The organism is Ruegeria sp. CL5 (assembly GCF_056536485.1).
Genome location: NZ_JBQFPS010000007.1, coordinates 75,357 through 97,406, shown reverse-complemented (window position 1 = coordinate 97,406; position 22,050 = coordinate 75,357). Strand labels below are relative to the sequence as shown.

Below are 22,050 nucleotides of genomic sequence, written 5' to 3'. Positions count from 1 at the left end.
AAAACTCCATCATTTTCGAGTTGATTGAAGAATACCCCTAAAATACTTCTGCTGGTAGCGATAAATAGGTGAAATTCACTCGTCGACAGATGGCAAACTCCACTGGGTAGCCCGGAGGAGAAGAATGGACATCACCATCATAGACGCGCCAGATTACGAGCGCGTGGTCGAATTCAAGGACAGCGCACTTGGTCTATTGGGATATATTGCAGTTCACTCGACGCAACGCGGTCCTGCGGCAGGCGGTGTGCGGATGCGCCCCTACGGGCATGCCGCTGAGGCATTGAATGATGCCTTGCAATTGGCGCGGGGCATGACCTTCAAGAACGCTGCAGCTGATCTTCCTCTGGGGGGTGGCAAGGCCGTTATTATTGGTGACCCGCACGTCGATAAATCACCCGATCTTCTGCGTTCCTTCGGTCAAGCGGTGCAAAGCCTGAGCGGCCAGTACTGGACCGCAGAAGACATGGGTATGACGCCCGCTGACATGGCCCATATCGGGTCCCGGACTGACTTTGTGGCAGGGCTGGCAGACGGGGAATTTGCGAGCGGTGATCCATCCCCCATCACGGCACGCGGAATATTCAACGCGATCCGGGTGGCTGCGCAGCACCGTTTTGGGCGAACTGATCTGGATGGCCTGACCGTATCGGTTCAGGGGCTTGGTCATGTAGGCGCGCATTTATGTCAGTTGCTTCATGATGCAGGCGCACGGCTGATCGTCACAGATATCGATGCCCACCAATCGGCACGTGTTGCTGAACAGTATGCGGCTCAGGCTGTGGCCCCCGATATGATTTATGGTGTTGAGGCCGACATATTTGCCCCCTGCGCCATCGGGGGTATCCTTAACGAAACAAGCATTCCGTTGTTGCAGGTCGGCGCCGTGGCTGGCGGCGCAAACAACCAGTTGGCCAGTGCTGGCGATGCGCGGTTGCTTCACCAGCGCGGCATTCTTTACGCACCCGACTTTGTCGCTAACGGGGGTGGCATCATTAATGTGGCAACAGAAATCCTGCGCGTAGAAGAGCGTGAAGCTTGGGTCGCTGATAGATTAAAGGCGCTTGAGCAGACGATGGATCGCATCCTGACGAGGGCCAAGATCGAAGCGGTTAGCCCGCATGAGGTCGCTGAATCCATTGTGCATGAAATGCTGCGCCCTAAGGCCGCATAATGGACTGCCAAACAAAAAACGCCGCCCGGACTGGGCGGCGTTTCTAGATCGGGTTCTGATCATCAGGACTTGCCTGCACCGACCATGCCCACAATCTCGTAGGTTTTTTGCAAGATCGGGGAGGCAAGCGCACGCGCCCGTTCAGCCCCGCGGGCAAGTATCTGGTCGATCTCAGCCTCTTCTCCCATCAGACGTGCCATCTCGGAGGAGATGGGTGACAGCTTCTCAACCGCCAATTCAGCCAGCATCGGCTTGAACTCGCCGAATTGTTTGCCACCGACCTCTGCCAAAACCTGCTCGGCAGTCTGATCGCTAAGAGCAGCGTAGATGTTCACCAGATTTCGTGCCTCGGGCCGCTCTTCAAGCCCCTTCACTTCCGAGGGCAGTGCATCCGGGTCAGTCTTGGCCTTGCGGATCTTCTTGGCGATGGCGTCGGCATCGTCAGTCATATTGATCCGCGTCATATCGGACGGGTCCGAGGAAGACATCTTACGCGAGCCGTCGCGCAGGTTCATCACGCGTGGCGCTGGGCCACCGATGACCGGTTCGGTCACGGGGAAGAAATCAACGCCATAGTCATGGTTGAACTTGATTGCGATGTCGCGCGTCAGTTCGAGATGCTGCTTCTGGTCTTCACCGACCGGCACATGGGTCGCGTGATACACCAGTATGTCCGCAGCCATCAGTGCGGGATAAGCGAACAGACCCAACGACGCGTTTTGCGCATTCTTCCCGGCCTTGTCCTTGAATTGCGTCATACGCTGCATCCAACCGATCCGGGCGATGCAGTTGAAGATCCAGGCCAACTGCGTGTGCTCGGGCACCTGGCTCTGATTGAACAGGATGGATTTCTCAGGGTCGAGACCGGCGGCAATGAATCCAGCGCAAACTTCACGAGTCTTCTCACGCAGGCGATCCGGGTCTTGCCAGACAGTAATCGCGTGGAGGTCAACCATGCAGTAGACGGTCTCATACTCCGGCCCCTGCATATCCACGAAACGTTTGAGTGCACCCAGATAGTTACCCAAGTGCAGGTTTCCTGAAGGCTGGATGCCGGAAAACACGCGCGGCGTGAATTGGGTCTCGGTCATCGAAGGAAACTCCTGTCTGGAAAAATCAGCCCCCGTCGCTTACCCATGAGGCAAAGGGACGTCAACAGCCGCGAAAGGCCAGCCCAATGAGCAGTGAGCATTATACACCGCCCGTGAACCCTCTGCCGCCGGTCGTGGTGGCATTAGTTCTGTTCATCATGGGGATCGAGCTGGCTTTTATGCTTGGCGGCCGCGGGCTGGTCGGAGGTCCAACTGCGGTTGGATGGCGGCTGGACGCGTTGCAGCAATACACGTTCTCGCCTGATATCTTCGACTGGATGGTGCAGAACGGGCGTTGGCCGTTCGAACATGTGATCCGCTTTGTGACCTATCCCTTTGTCCAGGCCAATTTTACGCAAGCGATATTTGTTTGCGTGTTTGTACTGGCAATGGGGAAAATGGTTGCCGAGGTGTTTGGCAGCATCTCCATGCTGATCATCTTTGTGGTGTCTGGCGTGGGCGGAGCGCTGGCCTATGCCGTTTTGCTGAACCCGCCCTATCCTCTGGTTGGGGGGTTTCCGCCTGTCTACGGGTTGATCGGTGCGTTCACATGGTTGTTGTGGCGTAAGCTTTCACTAGTCGGCGAAAACCAATCCCGCGCTTTCAGCCTGATCGCGGTGCTAATGGGGATTCAGCTGCTCTTCGGTTTGATCTTCGGCGGCACGCCGGATTGGGTTGCCGATCTGGGTGGATTTGCCACCGGGTTTGGTTTGTCTTTCTTTCTCGCTCCGGGCGGTTGGGCGCGCATTCTCAGCAAAACAAGGCGTGATTAGTGCAAATTCAGCCTCGTTTTAGTGCATTTCGGAATTCTGAAAGCCTAAACGCGCCGAAGACGTGGCCCAACAAGAAATAGGCAATTGCTGCGGTAACGATGAGCATCAATAGCGCCAGGTAGCGCCAGCCGGGTATGCCAAACGCCCATCCAATCAAGTGGATCGCAGCAAACAACACAACGCCCATGCCCGCCGAGGCGGCCACGATCCGCCAGATTCTCTGTTTGAATCGGTCGTCAAACCGTGCCTCGTCCCCCATCTTCCGCGCGCCGATTGCCAGCAAAGCTACCATCGCCCAACCAGCGGTCGAGGCTGCGATCGCGGGCGCAATCCAACCGGCGAAGGGATACAGGCCAAAGGCAAGCCCGGCATTCACCGCCATCGCAAATACGGCGTATCTAAACGGTGATTTTGTATCCTCGCGGGCGAAGAACAGCGGCTGTAACAGTTTTTGCAACATGAACGCAGGCAACCCGATGCCATAGATTGCGACGGCAAGAGCGGTCGCTGCCGTATCCTCGGCACTGAACTGGCCGCGTTGGAACAGAACCGAGACCAATGGGCCAGGAATGATGAGAAAGGCAACCGTTGAGGGTAGGGTCAAAAGCAAAGTGAACTCACCGGCCCGAGAAAACGCGTCGCGGGCGCCGTCTTTGTCATCTGAGCGCAAACGGCGCGATAGGTCAGGCAATAATACGATGCCAACTGCGATTCCGACCACTCCCAAAGGCAGCTGATACAAACGATCCGCTGCAAATAACCAACTGATGGCTTTTTCGGTTTTGGAAGCTACAAGCTGCCCCACTACCAAATTGACCTGCGTCACCCCCATGGCCAGCGCCGCTGGCACAGCGATCCGCACCATACGCCGCATTTCTGGGCTAAGCGTCGGCCGACCCGGCCGGATACGAATTCCGGCGCGTTCAGTGGCAACCCAGACTAATGCGAGTTGTGCGACACCAGCGACTGGGATGACTGCGATCAGCCAGCGGATCACGTCCCCTCCCGACATGGCTCCAAAAATCAATGCGAAACAGGCGAAGATGTTCAGCAACACTGGTGCTGCAGCGGCGGCCGCAAATCGGCCAGTCGCGTTTAAAACACCGGAAAACAACGCGGCAAGAGACATGAATAGAATGTAGGGGAACACGACGTATCCATAGTCCACTGCCAGATCAAAGCGCTCGTCTCCGTAAAAACCTTCAGCGGTAATCCAGACCAAGCCGGGCATAAAAACCATCGCTAACCCGACCAAGGCCAGCACAGCCACCGCCAACAGATTGAATGCGTCCTGCGCAAAGCCCTCTGCGTTCTCATCGCCCTCCAGGCGTTTCGAGAACATCGGCACAAAGGCAGCATTAAATGCACCTTCAGCAAAGAAGCGACGGAACATGTTGGGCAGGCGGAACGCTGCGACAAAGGCATCCATAACCGGGCCCGGGCCGATTAAGGCGGTCAGCAGAATCTCTCTCAGGAAACCCAGAATACGGCTGGCGAGGGTCCAGAAGCCAACGGTGAAAAAGCCCGAGATCAGGCGGATCGGCTTCATGAGGCGGCCCGCTCCGCACCTTCGGCAATGGCATTACGAAGCTTGGCCTCCAAGCCACGCTGCTTGGCCTCAGAATGGTATTTCAGACCAAACATATCCTTGACGTAGAATGTATCAACCACCTGTTCGCCATAGGTCGCGATCACCGCATTCGCGATGTAAACATTGGCTGCCGCCAATGTTCGGGCCAGATCATAAAGCAGGCCGGGCCGATCACGCGTGTCGACCTCGATGATCGTGTAGATTTCCGAGCCTTCATTGTCGAAGGTGACGTGTGTTGGGACGTTGAAGGCGCGCTCACGTTTTTTGATCTTGTCGCGTGACTTTAGGGCGTCCCTTGCCACCACTTCACCCTTCAGCGTCTTGTGGATCATCTGGGTCAGACGCGGAAGGCGAGATGCTTCGAACGGATGGCCTTCGGCGTCCTGTATCCAGAATGCGTCGGTCACATAACCGTCTTTTGTCGTATAGCTGCGTGCATCCACAACGTTGGCCCCAACCAGAGCCAGCGCCCCGGCAATCCGAGAAAAGATACCCGGGTGGTCGCCCATGGCAAAGCAAGCGCGGGTCGCGTCGCGATCTTCATCCGGATGCAATCGGATCTCGACCGCCGCGGGGTCACCGCTGTCTTCGAGAGATTTCAGCATCTCCGCAAATTCGACATGGGTCGCAAGGTTCAACCCTTGCCAATAAGGATCGTAGTGTCGCCCGGTTTCAGTCTTCAGATCGGCTTTGGACCAGTTTTCCAACTCAGCGCGCAACTGCTTTTTCGCCTCTGCGCCACGGTTGGCACGATTGAGAGCCTCCATGCCGGATTCCAGCGCGCGCTTGGTGTCCGCGTGCAAGGCGCGCAGCAATGTGGCTTTCCAGTTGTTCCAGGTATTCGGCCCGACACCACGAATGTCACAGACCGTCAGCACCGTGAGCAAATCCAATCGCTTTACTGTTTCAACCGCTTTGGCGAAGTCGCGGATTGTGCGCGGATCAGAAATATCGCGCTTTTGTGCCATATCGGACATCAACAGATGGTATCGCACCAGCCATTCCACGGTTTCGGAATCTGCCCTGTTCAGTCCCAGACGCGGCGCCACCTTGCGAGCGATTTGAGCGCCGAGGATCGAGTGATCTTCAGGCCGCCCCTTCCCAATATCGTGTAGCAGCAAGGCAACGTATAAGACCTTGCGATTGACGCTTCGCTCAAGGATCGAGGACGCCAGCGGCAGCTCTTCGATTAGCTCTCCGCGTTCGATCTGGGCCAGATTTACGATGCACTGGATCGTGTGTTCGTCCACAGTATAGCTGTGATACATATTGAACTGCATCATCGCTACGATGTGTTCGAACTCGGGCAGGAAGGCCGACAGTACACCCAACTCGTTCATTCGGCGCAGGGCCCGTTCGGGGTTGCCGTGTTTCAGCATCAGATCAAGGAAAATGCGCCGCGCCTCTTTGTCGTTGCGCATGTCTTCGTCGATCAGGTTCAGGTTTGCCGTAACCAAACGCATGGCGTCAGGGTGGATCAACATGCCTGTGCGCAGGCCTTCCTCAAACAGCCGCAGCAGATTGACTTTGTCTGACAGGAATTTGTCGGGGTCTGCGATATCCAGACGGCCATGAACAACCCTGTACCCGGCCTTGATCCGACGTCGACGGCGAAAAATGCGTTCCAGTAACGGCGCGCCCTTCATATGGGACGCCTCCAGCTTGGTCAGGAATATGCGGGTCAACTCGCCCACACGTGTCGCCTCGCGGAAGTACCGCTGCATGAATACTTCGACGGCGCGCCGACCCGCGCGGTCTTCGTAGCCCATGCGATCCGCCACCTCGACCTGCAGATCGAAAGTCAGCTGTTCTGTCGCGCGACCGGTCACCAGATGCAGATGCGACCGGACAGCCCAAAGGAATTCTTCGGCCTGAACGAATTCACCGAACTCTTCCGGTGTGAACAAACCCATCGGGACCAGTTCGGCAACATCTTTCACGCTGTAGATATATTTTGCGATCCAGTAGAGCGACTGCAGGTCGCGCAGGCCTCCTTTGCCTTCTTTGACATTGGGCTCAACCATATAGCGCTCACCTTGTTTCAGGTGCCGCTCATCCCGTTCCTTCAGCTTGGCTTCGATAAATTCCCGCTCAGTACCCTTGAACAGCTCGCTTTTCAGGTGTTCTTCAAGCTCTTGCGCAAGCGCCTGATCCCCGACGAGATAACGCTGCTCTAGCATGGCGGTGCGAATGGTGAAATCATCTGCACCCAAGCGCAAACAGTCTTTGATCGTACGCGAAGAATGCCCAACCTTCAGTCGCAAATCCCAGAGGATGTAGAGCATGGATTCGATCACGCTCTCGGCCCAGGCGGTGATTTTGTAGGGCGTCAGAAACAGCAGGTCCACGTCAGAGGAGGGAGCCATTTCACCCCGGCCATAGCCGCCGACCGCCAATACGGCGATTTTTTCCCCACGAGTAGGATTGGCGAGCGGGTGCAAATGCTCGGTTGCGACCCGCATTGCGGTCCGCACCATCTGATCCGTCAGATAGGTATAGGAATGTGTCAGAGGGTGTGCATCGAATGGGCGCTGTGAAAATGAATCGGAAATCGCCTCGCGCCCATCCTTTTGGGCGTCTCGCAGAATACGAACTGTTTCTGCGCGCAACGCTGCGTTGTCCGAGCTGTTTTTAATTGCATCGGACAATCTGGCATCGACGGAAACGCTGTCAAAAATCTCGTCGGCTGAACAGATCAGGTCGTCTTTAGACGCGGTGGCCAGCGCCAGTCGCTCAGAATCCGGCGCCAGAGAAGCTTTGTGGGGCAGGGTCAATCACAACCACCTGTTTGTTCTGGATCGTGGCAACCGCCAGACCGCGTTCATTCGTACCGTTAGGTCGCAGGCGGAAGATACCACCTACACCCTGAAATCCGGCGTTTTGGGTCAGAGCCGCCCCAGTCAGGGCATCGGATTTGCCTTGGCTCACCAACGCGCCAATGGCGGCAATCCCATCGTAGGCAAGCCCGCTGATCGGGTGCGGTGCTTCGCCATATGTATTATTGTACCGCTGGCGATAGGCCTGTGCCTTTGCAGGATCAGGTAGCGCGAACCATCCGCCTTGGACACCTGGTAATTCCAACGTCTGTGCCGGGATGTCCCAGCGCGTCAGGCCGATATATTGCGTTGTTGCCGGTGAAACGCCTGCCTCTGGTAGCAATTGGCTGTAGAGGGGCAGTGCGCCCGCCGTCGTTGCAGTCAAGAAGATCGAATCCGCGCCAGTTGAGTCGACTGTCGCCTTGATGGTCGGAACCGAATCGATCACTCCCTGCTGAGACCGGTCATATCCAACGGTACCCGCATTATTGACGCGGCTGTTGCTGAGCGCGGTGGCAATGGCAGACCGGCCCAACTGGCCTGCCGAGTCATTGCTATGCACTATGACAGTATTGTTCTTGCCCTGCTGTCCGGCGTAGTTCACGAGCCTGTTGGCCGTGTTTTGGAATGTAGGCCCGAGCACATAAACATTGCCGCCCGCAATGCTGGTGTTATTCGAGAAGGACAGCACGTTGACGTTGTTGTTTAGAACAGCAAGGCCCGCCGCATTGGCCGCCTGCGCATATACTGGACCAAGAATGATCTTAGCCCCATCCGCAACGGCTTGCTGTGCGACACTCGATGCTGTTCCTGCATTTCCAGCAGTGTCATATACCCGCAGGTCAATCTTGACGTTCGGCAAATCCGCGATCGCCAGACGTGCGGCATTCTCAAGGCTTCGCGCAAGGGCGGCATCACCAGATTGAGGCGATCCGCTTGGCACCAGAAGCGCAACCGGGACCGGGTCTGAGGCGTCGATCGAAGGACCTCCACCCAAGCCTCCGGTATCACAAGCAGCGAGGAATGCGGCCGTAGCCAGAGCGATGGCGGATTTCGCCAGTTTGCGTGCGGGCTTGCAAACGGTAAACATCTAAAAGAAAACTCCCTGATCCGGCGTCTGAGGGCACCTTAGTCTATTGATCCGCGATAATAAACGTCACGCTGTGAGGGTCCAGCTTTGAATTTCCAAAAGATCAGATTGGCCGCAGGGCTGTATTTTGTTGCCACTCCAATCGGGACAGCGCGCGACATTACGCTCAGGGCTTTGGATGTGCTGGCCTCGGCAGACATGATCGCTGCCGAGGATACCCGTAGCCTGCGTCGGTTGATGGAAATTCATGGCGTGCCGCTCGAGGGGCGTCGTATTTTGGCCTATCACGATCACAGCGGAGCTGGCGCACGTGGCAAGATCCTTGATGCGCTCGCGCAGGGGCAATCGGTTGCCTATGCATCCGAGGCCGGAATGCCCCTGATTGCCGATCCCGGTTATGGTCTGGGGCGTCAAGCATCCGAGGCCGGGCATAACGTGACCTGTGCACCGGGCCCGTCTGCCGTATTGACCGCACTGACATTGGCCGGTCTACCGACCGACGCCTTCTTCTTTGCCGGTTTCCTGCCCAATGCTTCTGGCGCGCGGCGTTCGCGAATCGAGGCGCTGCGTAGTGTCCCCGGAACGCTGGTTTTCTACGAATCGCCGAAGCGTGTGGCGGGTTGTCTCGCGGATCTAGCCGCAGTGCTGGGTGGTGAGCGCCAGGCGGCGCTCTGCCGTGAACTGACGAAGAAGTTTGAAGAAACCCGAAGAGGGACGTTGGCGGATCTTGCCTCCGAGTATCAGGATGCGTCCGTCAAGGGCGAAGTTGTCTTGCTTGTAGATCGCGCCCATTCGCAATCTGTTAAGGAAGCCGACGTAGAAGAGGCCTTGAGAAGAGCCTTGGAAACGCATTCGGTACGGGATGCAGCAGATCTGGTATCAGAGATGTTCAGCCTGCCGCGCCGTCCGATTTATCAGAAGGCCCTGAAACTGGGAAAAGGATGAAATCATGCGGCGATCTGTTCGGGGTTCGGTTTCATATCACGCCGGACGTTCGGCAGAGTTTAGCGTTGCCACTGAATACCAGCGCCGAGGGTATTCAATCGCACAGCGCAGATGGCGCGGCGCAGGTGGCGAGATTGATTTGATTGCGCGCAATGCGGATGGGTTGGTCTTCGTTGAGGTCAAGAAAAGCCGCAGTTTTGAAGCCGCCGCCGCTCGCATCAACCGTCGACAGATGGATCGAATTTGTGCATCTGCTGCGCAGTATCTTGAACAGGAACCCGGCGGGCAGTTGACAAACACGCGCTTTGACGCCGCTTTGGTGGATGATACCGGAACTGTTCAAATCATCGAAAACGCCTTCGGTATGAACTGATCACCATTGAACCCGTCGAGTCTCTGCGCCATGTATCAGGCGTGGAATTGAGGGATAGACCATGAAAATCGCCTTTCAGATGGACCCGATCGGGGCCGTGGATATCAATGCCGACAGCTCGTTTCGTTTGGCAGAAGAGGCTCAGGCCCGCGGCCACAAGCTTTTTTTCTATGGCCCGGATCAATTGGCGTATCAGGAGGGCAAAGTCACTGCGCGCGGGCACGACATGACAGTGCAAAGGGTCGCTGGCGACCCGGCTGTTCTGGGGCCAGAACGCGAAGTGGATCTAGCTGATTTCGATGTGGTCTGGTTGCGGCAAGACCCTCCGTTCGACATGCACTACATCACTTTGACCCATTTGCTGGACCGTCTCCGGGGGCAGACCTTGGTGGTGAATGACCCGTTTTGGGTGCGAAACTATCCGGAAAAGCTGCTGGTTTTGGACTTTCCCGAACTGACGCCGCCCACCACAATTGCGCGGGATCTGCACACCATCAAAGCGTTCAAAGAGAAACACGGCGATATCATCCTCAAGCCACTCTATGGCAATGGGGGCGCTGGTGTGTTCCGCCTTGATGTGAATGATCGCAACCTGACATCGCTGCATGAGTTATTCACGGGTTTCTCGCGTGAGCCGTTGATTGCACAGAAGTTTTTGCCGGATGTAAGAAACGGCGACAAACGTGTCATCCTCGTGGATGGCGAGCCGGTGGGGGCCATCAACCGCGTTCCAGCCGAGGGTGAAACCCGCTCGAACATGCATGTGGGTGGGCGCCCTGAGAAAATCGGCCTGTCTGACCGCGATATGGAAATCTGCGCTGCAATTGGGCCGTTGTTGAAAGAACGTGGACAAGTCTTTGTCGGAATCGATGTGATTGGCGACTACCTGACCGAGATCAATGTCACGTCACCCACCGGCATTCAGGAGCTTGAGCGGTTCAACGGTTTGAATATTGCCGAAAAAATCTGGCAGGCGATTGAGGCCAAGTTTTAAGCCCCTGCCTTTGCGCTGATGCGAAAGCTCAGCGCCTCGGCGACATGGGGGCGGCGCACGTCCGGCTCTCCATCGAGATCGGCGATGGTGCGGGCGACCCGCAGGATACGGTGGAAGGCGCGGGCCGAAAGGCCGAAACGCTCGGCAGCTTTTAGAAGCAACTCCTTGCCTTCGGAATCTGGCGCGGCGATTTCTTCCAATAGGTTACCTTCGACATCCGCGTTTTGACGGGTCTCGGGGGTGTCGCGAAACCGGTCAGCTTGAACAGCGCGCGCGGCTTCAACGCGCGCAGCCACAGCGGCTGAACTATCGCCCGAAGGTGGCAAATCGAGATCGGTAAAACCTACAGGGGGTACTTCGATACGCAGGTCGAACCGGTCCATTAGTGGCCCTGAGATGCGGCCCAGATAATCCTCGCCACAAGCCGGTGCGCGCGAGCAGGCACGGGACGGATCAGTCAGGTATCCACATTTGCAGGGGTTGGCAGCGGCCACCAGCATAAACCTGCATGGGTATTTCACATGGGCGTTGGCGCGGGCGACCATGACTTCGCCGGTCTCAATCGGTTGTCGCAAGGTTTCCAGAACGGTGCGCGGGAATTCGGGGAACTCGTCCATGAAAAGAACGCCGTTATGCGCCAATGAGATTTCACCGGGTTTTGCACCTTTCCCCCCACCGACGATAGCCGCCATCGAGGCGGTGTGATGTGGTTCTCGAAACGGTCTGGCGCGGCTGATGCCGCCTTCGTCCAACAACCCACAAAGCGATTGGATCATCGAAGTTTCCAGCGCTTCGACCGGTGTCAGCGGTGGCAATATTCCTGGCAGGCGCGCCGCCAGCATGGATTTGCCCGAACCGGGTGTCCCGATCATGATCAGGTGATGCCGCCCCGCGGCGGCGATTTCCAAGGCCCGTTTAGCGCGTTCTTGCCCTTTTACGTCTCGCAAATCACGCGCGCTGGGCGAAAGACTGACCTCGCCCGGTGTCGCGGCGGGCAACGCGGATTGGCCGGTGAAGTGCCGCACCACATCTCCTAATGAGCCAGCACCGATCACTTGCGTGGCATCTACCCAAGCGGCTTCCGAGCTAGAGGCGCTGGGGCAAAGCAAGCTACGATCTTCAGCAGCAGCCGTCATGGCGGCGGGCAACGCTCCGACAACCGGAACAAGCGAGCCGTCCAACGACAATTCTCCCAAAGCGACGGCACCCTCTGCGGCGTCCGCAGGAATGATCTCTAGCGCAGTAAGCAAGGCAACTGCGATAGGCAGGTCGAAATGGCTGCCTTCTTTGGGCAAATCGGCGGGCGACAGGTTGATTGTAATCCGTTTCGAGGGCAGCGCGATGGCCATCGCGCTCAGTGCGCTGCGCACCCGATCCCGCGCCTCAGAGACTGCCTTGTCCGGTAATCCAACGATGGAAAACGCAGGAAGGCCCGGAGAAACGGCGCATTGCACTTCGACCGGGCGGGCATCGACCCCTTGAAAAGCGACGGTGTGGGCGCGGGCGACCATGGCAATCCTGTTTTTTTGGTTAACAGGACGTTGCTGCCATGGCTGCGGTTTAGGAATCGTTAACGCCGCCGATCATCGCCGTAAATTTCGGCCAAGCCTCATGGTCGGCAACAGTTTTGTCCCGACAAAACGGGTTGCAAAAGCCCCAAACCTTGCCTTCGAGTTCAAGATAATCCCTCACTGGTTTTCCGGAGTAGGGACAGGCGGAGTTAATGGATGGACCGGTACTGACGGTTGCCGCTTTCGAGTTCTCGCCAATCGGCCAGTTATGGGCGGTAAGGTTTTGTGGATAGGGAAAGGGATCATACTCAATGGTCATGCCCATGGCACGCCATTGCCGAACGGAAATGTCTGAAAGAAGGTCCATGCAGTAGGTGCGATTGGCCTCAGTCACGGGTAGGTCGTAGCCGATAATCCGTGCTGCAACCGGAGTATAGAAGACATCAGCTAACGAGTACGCACCAAACAGAGGGCCCGACTCGGCACCCGAAATACTCCGAGCATGAGCCCAGAGTGTTTCGATCCGCTGCAGATCCACCAGCGTATCTTTAGAGGGGGTGAAACCTTCCCAGCGATATTTCAACTGCATGGGGCATTGCCCCCGCAGAGCTGTGAAACCGGCGACCATCTCAGCACAAAGCCACCGGGCCGTTGCACGAGCTGCCGGCTTTGTTGGCCAAAGTCCGGCGTCAGGGTGATGTTCGGCCAAAGTCTCTGCCATGGCGAGGCTTTCACCGACCACAGTTCCATCGGGTAGCCGCAATGCTGGTACCAGACGTGCTGGTGCCAGTGGCTTCATATCCGCTGCCATCGTCCCGGAGTAGAGGCCAATCATGTGGGTGCGGTAGGGCAGGCCGAATTTTTCGAGCATCAGCCATCCGCGCAAGGACCAGCTTGAAAACAACCGGTCGCCGATAAAGAGGTCATGGGTCATGCGCCGACGATGCAGGGTCGATGCGCGTTCGTAAATCAGTGATTTGTGCGCAGTCCTATCACGGACGGTGATTGATCCGCCCCACCGACCAGCCAGTTTCGTGGCGTGTAATCTCGGTAACCGAAAGATTATCGATTCGGTGACTGAACGCCTCTTGCGCATCCACGTCCAAGGCACGTTGGATTTGAGTCAGGATTACGCCGAAATGCGCGACCACTACCAAATCGCGTCCTGAATTGTCGGCAATCAAGGTATCAACTACCGCATCGACCCGCGCGCGGACTTCATTCCAGCTTTCCCCATCTGGGGGTCTGACATCTCCGGGATTGTCCCAGTATGCAAAGCAAAGCTCGGGGTCTTCAGCCTCGATCTCTGCATATGGGCGCAACTCCCATGTGCCAAAATTGATTTCGCGAAGATCGGCATGGTGCGGCAGACGCTGGCGTGTGCCTTGAATTGCACTGGCCGTGTCGGCGGCGCGTGACAAATCCGATGAAATCACGACGGCATTGGAGGGAAGGTGCGTTTCGAGACGGCTGATTGCAGCGTGATCGCTCAAGTCAGCGGGCAGATCGGACCAGCCTACCATGGTTTTGGCATGTGTCGGGCCGTGCCGTACCAAATGTAGCCGGGTCACAAGGGTGGTCCCTTTAGAACCAATGGTAGCCCGGCCGTGACCTGCACCACCCGATCCGCCTGTGCAGCAAGTGCGATATTCAGCCGCCCCTGAGCTTCGCGGAATCGACGGGACAGGGCGTTGTCGGGGACGATCCCGTGGCCTACCTCGTTTGATACCATGACGATCTGGGCGGCACAGGTTTTCAACGCGCTCAGCAGCGCTGACTGTGCTTCCTCAAGGTCATTTTCGGCCAGCAGGTGATTGGTGAGCCACATGGTTGCGCAATCGATCAGGCAAACCTGATCAGATGTCAGCTTTGCAAGTACCGGTGACAGATCAAACGGCGCTTCGATTGTCGTCCATCCGCTGCCGCGTTGTGCAATATGTTGCCTGATTTTTAGGCGCATCTCGTCATCAAACACTTGTGATGTCGCGAGGTAAACGCGACTTTTCCCAGTTGAAACAGAAAGTTGCTCCGCAAAAGCAGATTTTCCGGATGCCGCGCCACCTAAGATAAAGGTTAAATCGGCATGCACTTTTATTACCTTTCTGGCGATCCACCCGGTTTTGTACTGCGTATCGACCACAAGTCGGCAAGGCAAGCCCGGCCCATCGCCTGTGATAAAAGGGGAGAATTGCATGGCACTCGACAACGCACATGATTTTTCGATGTCCCGTAAGGCAATGAAGGCCGAGTTGCTGGATGCCGAGACAGAACTGAAACTGGCCTATGCCTGGCGCGATGAACGCGATGAACAGGCGCTGCATCGCCTCATTACGGCTTACATGCGGCTGGCGATATCGATGGCGGCGAAATTCAAACGCTACGGTGCGCCGATGAATGATCTGATTCAGGAGGCGGGACTGGGCTTGATGAAAGCCGCCGACAAGTTTGATCCGGATCGGGGCGTTCGATTCTCAACTTATGCGGTGTGGTGGATCAAAGCCAGCATTCAGGATTATGTAATGCGCAACTGGTCGATGGTGCGCACGGGTTCGACCTCGTCCCAAAAATCTCTGTTCTTCAATATGCGCCGTGTTCAGGCGCGGCTGGAGCGCGAAGCCGCGACCGATGGGCTGGAGCTGGATCGCCATCAGCTTCACCAGAAGATTGCCGCCGAAATCGGAGTCCCGCTGCGTGATGTCGAGATGATGGAAGGCCGTCTGGCAGGGTCCGATTTCTCGCTGAATGCGGTGCAGTCTGCGGATGAGGACGGACGCGAGTGGATTGATGCGCTGGAGGACGACAGCGAACAAGCCGCCGAGTTGGTCGAAAACGACCATGATAACCAGCAACTGCGCGAATGGCTGGTGACGGCGATGCAGGCGCTGAACGATCGTGAGCGGTTTATCGTGCGCGAACGTAAACTGCGTGAGCCCGCGCGGACCCTGGAAAGTCTTGGGAAAGAGCTTGGCCTGTCGAAAGAGCGTGTGCGCCAGCTTGAAGCGGCCGCCTTTACAAAGATGCGCAAGAACCTTGAAGCTCAATCGCGCGAGGTGCAACACTTCTTCGCATGAAAGCACTTGCGATTCTTACAACTTTTGCGTTGCTCGCCGCACTACCTCAGCCGGTCAGCGCCAATGAACTTATACCTCAGGATATCTTGGACGACATGCAAGCGGCGGATGTCGTCATTCTGGGTGAAATACATGACAACCCGCGGCATCATCTCGTGCAGGCCGAAGCGGTTGCAGCAATTGCGCCATCTGCGGTTGTCTGGGAAATGGTGACCGAAGAAGGCGCACAGCGACTGGCGCAGAAAGCGGCGAGTAATCCTGAAGAGCTGTCCAAAATTCTGCGCTGGGCCGAGTCTGGTTGGCCCCCACTCAGCATGTATTACCCGGTCTTTCGCGCGGCCAATGTGCCCGTTTATGGCGCGATGGTGCCTCGAGCTGCCGCGCGTGCAGCTATGGAGCGCGGAGCAGCGACCACTTTAGGGGCGGACGCGGCCAGATATGGGCTGACAGTGCCCTTGCATGAGGATGATCAGGCCGCGCGTGAGGCGGATCAGCTTGCGGCCCATTGCGATGCTTTGCCTGCCGAGGTCCTGCCGCAAATGGTTGCAATTCAGCGCTTGCGGGATGCGGTGCTCACGCGCGCCATATTACGGGCCGCAGATGAAACTGGCGGGCCGATTGCAGTGATCACGGGCAATGGCCATGCACGCAAAGATCGCGGAATACCAACTTTTTTGACGCGTTTGCGGCCCGGGCTGAAAGTCATTGTGCTCGGGCAATCTGAGGATGGGCTGATTGACGGAGACTTCGACGCCGTGATTGATAGCCCTGCTGCAGAACGTGAAGATCCATGCAAGGCCTTCGAGGCACAGAATTAACCGCTGGAACTGACCGGCGGCGTTGCCTAATGTCAGGGCCGATCGGGACGGGAAGGGCAATACATGCTGTCATCCAAACGCATTCTGCTGATTATTGGTGGTGGGATTGCCGCCTATAAATCGCTGGATCTGATCCGGCGGCTGCGCGAACGCGGTGCCGCAGTGACGCCTGTATTAACGCGCGCCGCGGAGGAGTTCGTGACTCCCATATCCGTATCCGCATTGGCCGGTGAGAAGGTTTACAGGGACCTTTTTGATCTGACCGACGAAGCCGAGATGGGTCATATCCAACTGTCGCGTTCGGCAGATCTGATCGTTGTTGCGCCCGCGACCGCTGATCTGATGGGCAAGATGGCAGGTGGTTTGGCGAATGATTTGGCCTCAACGCTGTTGATGGCAACCGATACACCCGTTCTGTGTGCACCCGCGATGAATGTTCGCATGTGGGAGCATCCAGCGACCCAACGCAACCTCGCGCAACTTGAAGCCGATGGTGTGCGATTTGTCGGCCCGAACGAGGGTGACATGGCCTGCGGAGAATATGGCCCGGGCCGCATGTCGGAACCGCTGGAGATCGTTGCTTCGATTGAGGCGCAATTTTCGGCCGGCCCATTGACCGGTAAGCGTATTTTGGTGACTTCGGGCCCGACACATGAACCGATTGATCCTGTGCGTTACATCGCAAATCGCTCGTCAGGTGCACAGGGCACGGCTGTGGCGCGTGCACTGGCAGCGCTGGGGGCCGAGGTTATTTTTGTTACAGGTCCGGCTGACGTTTCGCCACCTGAAAGGGTGAATGTTGTACGGGTTGAGACGGCGCAGCAGATGTCAGATGCGGTGGACGCTGCGCTTCCTGTTGATGCTGGTGTATTCGCAGCCGCTGTGGCCGATTGGCGGGTATCTAGCGCCTCGGACAAGAAGCTAAAGAAAAGTCGTGATGGCCTGCCTGCACTTGAATTCGCTGAGAACCCAGACATCCTGAAGCGCATTGCTCATATGGAAGATGGCCGACCCCTGTTGGTGGTGGGTTTTGCGGCCGAGACGGACAATGTGATCGAACATGCCACTGCCAAACGCGCCCGTAAGGGCTGTGACTGGATTGTTGCGAATGATGTCAATCCCGCGACGGGCATCATGGGCGGGTCCGAAAATGCCGTGATCGTGATTTCGGAAGAGGGTGCCGAAGAATGGCCGCGCATGGGTAAAGACGAAGTGGCAAAGCGGTTGGCGGTTAAGATCGCTGGCGCGCTGACCAAATAGTAGTCGTTGAAATCTGAGGTGCAGTGATGGTGGTAATTCGTGTGATCCGAGAGGAAGGGGCTGATCATTCGGTGCCGTTACCCTCTTATGAAACGTCTGGTGCGGCTGGTGCGGATGTACGGGCCAACTTGCCAAATGGTACGCCAATAATATTAGCTCCAGGTGAGCGCACTCTTGTGCCAACGGGCCTTAGGATCGAGATCCCGCTTGGTTTCGAAGTTCAGGTGCGGCCCCGCTCGGGCCTTGCGCTTAAACACGGGATCACCTTGCCGAATACCCCGGGTACGATCGACAGCGATTATCGCGGCCCGTTGGGGGTGATTGTGCTGAATGCGGGGCAGGAGCCTTTCGAGATCACCCATGGCGAACGTATTGCACAACTGATTGTCGCGCCTGTGGTACAGGCCATTTTTCAGGACGTTGAGGTTCTGAGTGAGACCGACCGTGGCGCAGGCGGTTTCGGCTCGACCGGGCGGGGCTGATGCTTCTGGTTCTGATCCTGGCTGCCGCGCTATGGGGCGTTGGATATATCGCCGGTGTGTCGCGCGCCGCGCGTCTGGTTTCTGTTGGCGCTCTGCTAACGGGGGTGATCATTGCTCAACTTGTGCTGCCGGAGGGAAATCCGTTGCGTGAGGCGACTGGCGGGTCTGCAGCGATGTGGCTGATCCTCTCTGGCGTGGTTCTGCTAGCTCTGCTTTATGGGCGGGGCATCAAGGCGTTACGTAGTCGCGCTGCGCCCAGCCCAATGTCGGAACCTGCCATGCCATCCGATCAGTTCAGCGAAACCGAACTTGAACGCTATGCCCGCCATATCGTTCTGCGCGAACTTGGCGGACCGGGTCAAAAGCGGATGAAACAGGCGCGCGTGCTGGTGATCGGGGCCGGGGGCCTCGGCGCACCCGCTTTGCAATATCTCGCTGCCGCCGGAGTTGGCACCATTGGTGTGATCGATGATGACGCGGTCGAGAATGCGAACCTGCAGCGGCAGGTGATCCACCGCGATGCGGATATCGGGATGCCCAAGGTATTTTCAGCCCAGCAAGCCATGGTGGCGCAGAACCCCAATGTCGTGGTTCTGCCCTATCATCGCCGCCTGACTGAAGAGATTGCTGCTGAACTGTTTGCTGATTTTGATCTGATCCTTGATGGTACAGACAATTTCGACACCCGCTATCTGGCCAACCGGACGGCTGTGGCGCTGGGCAAGCCGTTGATCTCGGGAGCGTTGTCGCAATGGGAAGGGCAACTGAGCGTGTTCGACCCAGCCACTTCCGGCCCGTGCTATCAGTGTATATTTCCTGAAGCCCCGGCCCCTGGTCTGGCGCCCTCTTGTGCCGAGGCAGGCGTAATCGGGCCGTTGCCCGGTGTCGTCGGCTCGATGATGGCGGTTGAGGCGATCAAGGTGATCACCGGTGCCGGGCAGGCGTTGCGGGGTGAGATGTTAATCTACGACGCGCTTTACGGCGAAAGCCGCAAGATCACCTTGGCGCACCGCGCAGATTGTCCGATTTGCGGGTCAGGAGCTCAAAGTTCAGACTAGCTCTGGATCATTGCGTCGGGCGGTCTTAGCTATGAGGTCAAAGGAGACCTCAATGACCAACCCGATCCTGTCCGACTGGAATACGCCCTTCGATATTGCCCCATTTGCGACGATCTCGGATGATGATTTCACCCCTGCGCTGGAGCAGGCGATGCAAGTGCATGATGCTGAGATCGATGCGATTGCGGCAAATCCTGACACGCCGACTTTCGCCAATACGATTGAAGCACTTGAAGCCGCCGGAGAGCAGATGGACAAAGTCTTGTCGGTGTTCTTCACCGTCGCAGGCGCTGACAGCAACCCCAAGCGCGAGGAACTCCAACGCACGTTTTCACCGAAACTCGCCGCACATTACTCACGCATTTCTTCGAACAAATCCCTATTTCAGCGGGTGGCTGATCTGTGGGATCGGCGCGACGAATTGGGTCTGACCGACGAACAGGCGCGCGTTCTGATGTTATCCCATCGAGGATTCGTGCGGGCTGGGGCCGCGTTGACCGGAGATGACGATGCGAGGATGCAAGAGCTCAAGGCCCGTCTGGCCTCATTGGGCACGTCTTTCACGCAGAATCTGTTGGCAGATGAGCGGGATTGGTTCATGGAACTCGCCGAAGAAGATCTGCAGGGATTGCCCGGTTTTGTCGTCGATACAGCCCGGGCAGCCGGACAGGAAAAGGGCGCGGATGGGCCGGTGGTGACGCTGTCGCGATCGCTTATTGTGCCGTTTCTGCAGTTTTCACCTCGCCGGGATCTAAGAGAAAAAGCCTATCGTGCGTGGACGGCGCGTGGCGCAAATGGCGGTGAGACTGACAATCGCGAGATTGCTGCCGAAATCCTGAAACTGCGTGAAGAACGCGCCAAGCTGCTCGGCTATGACAGCTTTGCCGAATACAAGCTGGAAACTGAGATGGCACGGACGCCTGATCGGGTGCGCGACCTTCTCATACAGGTCTGGGAACCTGCGAAAAAGCGAGCAGATGCAGACGCCGATGAGTTGACACAAATGATGCAAGAGGACGGCATCAACGGCCCATTGGAAGCTTGGGACTGGCGTTACTATGCCGAGAAACGGCGCAAAGCCGAACATGATCTGGATGAGGCGGCGCTAAAGCCCTATCTGCAACTGAATCGGATGATTGAAGCCTCGTTTGCCTGCGCCAATCGTCTGTTCGGGCTGGAATTTGCTCCGTTGGATGTGCCTCTGTACCATCCTGATTGTCGTGCGTGGGAGGTAACCCGGAACGGCGAACATGTTGCGGTCTTCATCGGAGACTACTTTGCACGTGGATCGAAACGATCAGGCGCATGGTGCAGCGCAATGCGGGGGCAGGCAAAGTTTCCGAAGGTACAGGCGCCTGTCGTTATCAACGTCTGCAACTTCGCCAAGGGTGACCCGGCGCTGCTGTCTTATGACGATGCGCGAACACTGTTCCACGAATTCGGCCACGCCCTGCACCAGATGTTGTCCAATGTGACCTATGAAAGCATTTCTGGCACCTCAGTGGCGCGTGATTTTGTCGAGCTGCCCAGCCAGCTTTACGAACACTGGCTGGAAGTGCCGGAGGTATTGGCCGAGTTTGCCACGCACGCGGATACCGATGAGCCGATGCCGCAGGAAATGCTGGAAAAAGTTCTGAAAGCGGCCAATTTCGATCAGGGCTTTCAGACGGTGGAATATGTTGCCTCGGCGCTGGTTGATCTGGCGTTCCACGATGGGGCAGCGCCCGCTGATCCGATGGACAAACAGGCCGAGGTTCTTGCGAAAATTGGGATGCCTTCTGCTATTGGCATGCGCCATGCCACCCCGCATTTTGCCCACGTCTTCGCGGGCGACGGCTATAGCTCGGGCTATTACAGCTATATGTGGTCCGAGGTTATGGACGCGGATGCCTTCGCCGCCTTCGAAGAAGCAGGCGGAGCGTTCGATCCAGAGCGTGCCAAATCGTTGGAGGACAATATCCTGTCTACTGGCGGATCACGCGAAGCTGAAGATCTCTATCTGGCCTTCCGTGGCCGCCTGCCCGGCGTCGAAGCCTTGCTTAAGGGTCGCGGTTTGATTGCTGCCTAGTAACCGAGGTCCCTATCGACGAGGTGCAGGAAGGGCTCTCCTGCCTCACCTCGTCGGATGTTTTCGCATATCACCTGTGCTGCTGTGACGGGGCGCGTATCCGAGGCAATGTGCGGTGTGACGGTTACGTTGGGATGCGCCCAGTACGGATGGTTGACCGGCAGCGGTTCGACTCGGAATACATCCAGTGTGGCATGTCCGATCTGACCCGAACCTAGCGCCTGCAGCAAGGCGTCGTCATCAATCAAAGGCCCACGCCCCGGATTAACGATCTGTGCGCCTTTGGGAAGCAGGGCGAGCGTGTCTGCATTCAAGATGTTTTCGGTGGCAGGCGTATCGGGCAACAGGAGCACAACGATTTCTGCCTGTGACAGCGCTTCTCGCAACCCATCCTGCCCGTGCAGGCAGTTGACACCGGCGATATTCTTTGCGGTACGGCTCCAGCCGATGACATGAAAATTCAATGCGGCCAGAGCGAGGGCCGCGGCCTCACCCAATGCGCCCAATCCCAATATGCAGACCGTGCGCTGAGAGGCCAGCGGCGGAGCATCCGGTGTCCACGTGCCATCCTGCTGCGTGATGTGACAGTCCATGCCAAGGTGATAGCGCAGTACGTGCCCAACCACCCATTCGGTCATGCCCTGCGTCAATCCACCATCGACCATCCGCGCCAGCGGAACGGTGAGGGTTTCATTGCCCGAGATCTTCTCAACCCCTGCCCAGAGGCTCAGCACCGCTTTGAGCTGCGAGAAGGGAGTGAAATCCTGTACCCCTCCGTTCGGGGCATAGACGATGTAGTCAACCTGATCTGCTGGGATGTCTTTGGCTAAGTGAAAATCCAGCCCCGCGTCGGTCAGGTATTGGCGCATCAGAGGCTCATACTCTGGCCACAACTCAGGGCGCGCGGAAAACAGGATATTCACGGGCATGGGGAA

Annotated in this window: 20 protein-coding genes; 11 read left to right on the top strand and 9 right to left on the bottom strand. The window is 57.3% G+C overall.

The genetic code is table 11. The annotated features are described in order from the left end of the window. Nucleotides 1-124: 124 nt before the first annotated feature. Nucleotides 125-1,174: a Leu/Phe/Val dehydrogenase gene (locus tag ACR0IU_RS13285; protein ID WP_480716585.1), complete on the top strand. Its 1,050-nt coding sequence runs from the start codon at nucleotides 125-127 to the stop codon at nucleotides 1,172-1,174. A gap of 62 nt (nucleotides 1,175-1,236) precedes the next feature. Here ACR0IU_RS13285 and trpS read toward each other — a convergent pair whose 3' ends face one another. Then, nucleotides 1,237-2,265, bottom strand: a complete 1,029-nt coding sequence (gene trpS / locus ACR0IU_RS13280; protein ID WP_170474329.1) for a tryptophan--tRNA ligase — start codon at nucleotides 2,263-2,265, stop codon at nucleotides 1,237-1,239. 86 nt (nucleotides 2,266-2,351) lie between these two features. Between trpS and ACR0IU_RS13275 the strand changes: the two genes are divergently transcribed. Next, complete coding sequence (locus ACR0IU_RS13275) at nucleotides 2,352-3,038, top strand: rhomboid family intramembrane serine protease (protein ID WP_480716584.1); 687 nt, start codon at nucleotides 2,352-2,354, stop codon at nucleotides 3,036-3,038. A gap of 7 nt (nucleotides 3,039-3,045) precedes the next feature. Here ACR0IU_RS13275 and murJ read toward each other — a convergent pair whose 3' ends face one another. From murJ to ACR0IU_RS13260, 3 genes are read right to left on the bottom strand one after another with little or no spacing between them, the layout of a single operon-like run. Further along, nucleotides 3,046-4,587: a murein biosynthesis integral membrane protein MurJ gene (murJ, locus tag ACR0IU_RS13270; RefSeq protein WP_480716583.1), complete on the bottom strand. Its 1,542-nt coding sequence runs from the start codon at nucleotides 4,585-4,587 to the stop codon at nucleotides 3,046-3,048. Continuing rightward, nucleotides 4,584-7,403, bottom strand: coding sequence for a [protein-PII] uridylyltransferase (locus ACR0IU_RS13265; RefSeq protein ID WP_480716582.1), 2,820 nt, complete (start codon nucleotides 7,401-7,403; stop codon nucleotides 4,584-4,586). Before ACR0IU_RS13265 ends, murJ begins: the two co-directional genes overlap by 4 nt. Then, the gene (locus tag ACR0IU_RS13260; RefSeq protein WP_170771893.1) at nucleotides 7,363-8,535 is read right to left on the bottom strand and encodes a penicillin-binding protein activator; all 1,173 of its coding nucleotides are present in this window, start codon (nucleotides 8,533-8,535) and stop codon (nucleotides 7,363-7,365) included. Before ACR0IU_RS13260 ends, ACR0IU_RS13265 begins: the two co-directional genes overlap by 41 nt. Before the next feature lie 87 nt (nucleotides 8,536-8,622). Here ACR0IU_RS13260 and rsmI point away from each other — a divergent pair, with 87 nt between their 5' ends. The 3 genes from rsmI to gshB all read left to right on the top strand — a co-directional run bounded on the left by rsmI (nucleotide 8,623) and on the right by gshB (nucleotide 10,847). After that, complete coding sequence (rsmI, locus tag ACR0IU_RS13255) at nucleotides 8,623-9,480, top strand: 16S rRNA (cytidine(1402)-2'-O)-methyltransferase (RefSeq protein ID WP_480716581.1); 858 nt, start codon at nucleotides 8,623-8,625, stop codon at nucleotides 9,478-9,480. A 4-nt stretch (nucleotides 9,481-9,484) separates the two neighbouring features. Next, nucleotides 9,485-9,853: a YraN family protein gene (locus tag ACR0IU_RS13250; protein ID WP_260024078.1), complete on the top strand. Its 369-nt coding sequence runs from the start codon at nucleotides 9,485-9,487 to the stop codon at nucleotides 9,851-9,853. Between the two features lie 61 nt (nucleotides 9,854-9,914). Next, nucleotides 9,915-10,847 carry a glutathione synthase gene (gene gshB, locus ACR0IU_RS13245; protein ID WP_480716580.1) on the top strand — a complete coding sequence of 311 codons (933 nt, stop codon included), beginning with the start codon at nucleotides 9,915-9,917 and terminating at the stop codon, nucleotides 10,845-10,847. Here gshB and ACR0IU_RS13240 read toward each other — a convergent pair. From ACR0IU_RS13240 to cobU, 4 genes are read right to left on the bottom strand one after another with little or no spacing between them, the layout of a single operon-like run. After that, nucleotides 10,844-12,358 carry a YifB family Mg chelatase-like AAA ATPase gene (locus ACR0IU_RS13240; protein ID WP_480716579.1) on the bottom strand — a complete coding sequence of 505 codons (1,515 nt, stop codon included), beginning with the start codon at nucleotides 12,356-12,358 and terminating at the stop codon, nucleotides 10,844-10,846. The two genes, gshB and ACR0IU_RS13240, sit on opposite strands and share 4 nt — an antisense overlap. A gap of 49 nt (nucleotides 12,359-12,407) precedes the next feature. Next, complete coding sequence (locus tag ACR0IU_RS13235) at nucleotides 12,408-13,292, bottom strand: glutathione S-transferase (protein WP_480716578.1); 885 nt, start codon at nucleotides 13,290-13,292, stop codon at nucleotides 12,408-12,410. A 58-nt stretch (nucleotides 13,293-13,350) separates the two neighbouring features. Continuing rightward, nucleotides 13,351-13,929 (bottom strand): histidine phosphatase family protein, encoded by a 579-nt coding sequence (locus ACR0IU_RS13230; protein WP_170544504.1) that lies wholly within the window; start codon nucleotides 13,927-13,929, stop codon nucleotides 13,351-13,353. Next, on the bottom strand, nucleotides 13,926-14,447 hold the full coding sequence (cobU, locus tag ACR0IU_RS13225) for a bifunctional adenosylcobinamide kinase/adenosylcobinamide-phosphate guanylyltransferase (protein WP_480716682.1): 522 nt from the start codon (nucleotides 14,445-14,447) through the stop codon (nucleotides 13,926-13,928). The genes ACR0IU_RS13230 and cobU overlap by 4 nt, the downstream gene beginning before the upstream one ends. 103 nt (nucleotides 14,448-14,550) lie before the next feature. On the opposite strand from cobU, the gene ACR0IU_RS13220 reads away from it, so the two are divergent. The 6 genes from ACR0IU_RS13220 (at nucleotide 14,551) to ACR0IU_RS13195 (ending at nucleotide 21,115) form a co-directional block, all read left to right on the top strand. Then, nucleotides 14,551-15,429, top strand: a complete 879-nt coding sequence (locus tag ACR0IU_RS13220) for an RNA polymerase factor sigma-32 (RefSeq protein ID WP_480716577.1) — start codon at nucleotides 14,551-14,553, stop codon at nucleotides 15,427-15,429. Then, nucleotides 15,426-16,247 (top strand): ChaN family lipoprotein, encoded by an 822-nt coding sequence (locus ACR0IU_RS13215; protein WP_480716576.1) that lies wholly within the window; start codon nucleotides 15,426-15,428, stop codon nucleotides 16,245-16,247. Before ACR0IU_RS13220 ends, ACR0IU_RS13215 begins: the two co-directional genes overlap by 4 nt. A gap of 63 nt (nucleotides 16,248-16,310) precedes the next feature. Continuing rightward, nucleotides 16,311-17,507: a bifunctional phosphopantothenoylcysteine decarboxylase/phosphopantothenate--cysteine ligase CoaBC gene (gene coaBC, locus ACR0IU_RS13210; protein WP_480716575.1), complete on the top strand. Its 1,197-nt coding sequence runs from the start codon at nucleotides 16,311-16,313 to the stop codon at nucleotides 17,505-17,507. Between the two features lie 26 nt (nucleotides 17,508-17,533). Beyond that, a complete protein-coding gene (gene dut, locus ACR0IU_RS13205; protein ID WP_480716574.1) occupies nucleotides 17,534-17,989 on the top strand; it encodes a dUTP diphosphatase in 456 nt (151 codons plus the stop codon). After that, a complete protein-coding gene (locus ACR0IU_RS13200; RefSeq protein ID WP_170771872.1) occupies nucleotides 17,989-19,047 on the top strand; it encodes a molybdopterin-synthase adenylyltransferase MoeB in 1,059 nt (352 codons plus the stop codon). The genes dut and ACR0IU_RS13200 overlap by 1 nt, the downstream gene beginning before the upstream one ends. 52 nt (nucleotides 19,048-19,099) lie before the next feature. Continuing rightward, nucleotides 19,100-21,115: a M3 family metallopeptidase gene (locus ACR0IU_RS13195; RefSeq protein ID WP_480716573.1), complete on the top strand. Its 2,016-nt coding sequence runs from the start codon at nucleotides 19,100-19,102 to the stop codon at nucleotides 21,113-21,115. On the opposite strand, the gene ACR0IU_RS13190 is transcribed toward ACR0IU_RS13195, so the two are convergent. After that, nucleotides 21,112-22,044, bottom strand: coding sequence for a 2-hydroxyacid dehydrogenase (locus ACR0IU_RS13190; protein ID WP_480716572.1), 933 nt, complete (start codon nucleotides 22,042-22,044; stop codon nucleotides 21,112-21,114). The genes ACR0IU_RS13195 and ACR0IU_RS13190 overlap by 4 nt on opposite strands. Nucleotides 22,045-22,050: the final 6 nt, after the last annotated feature.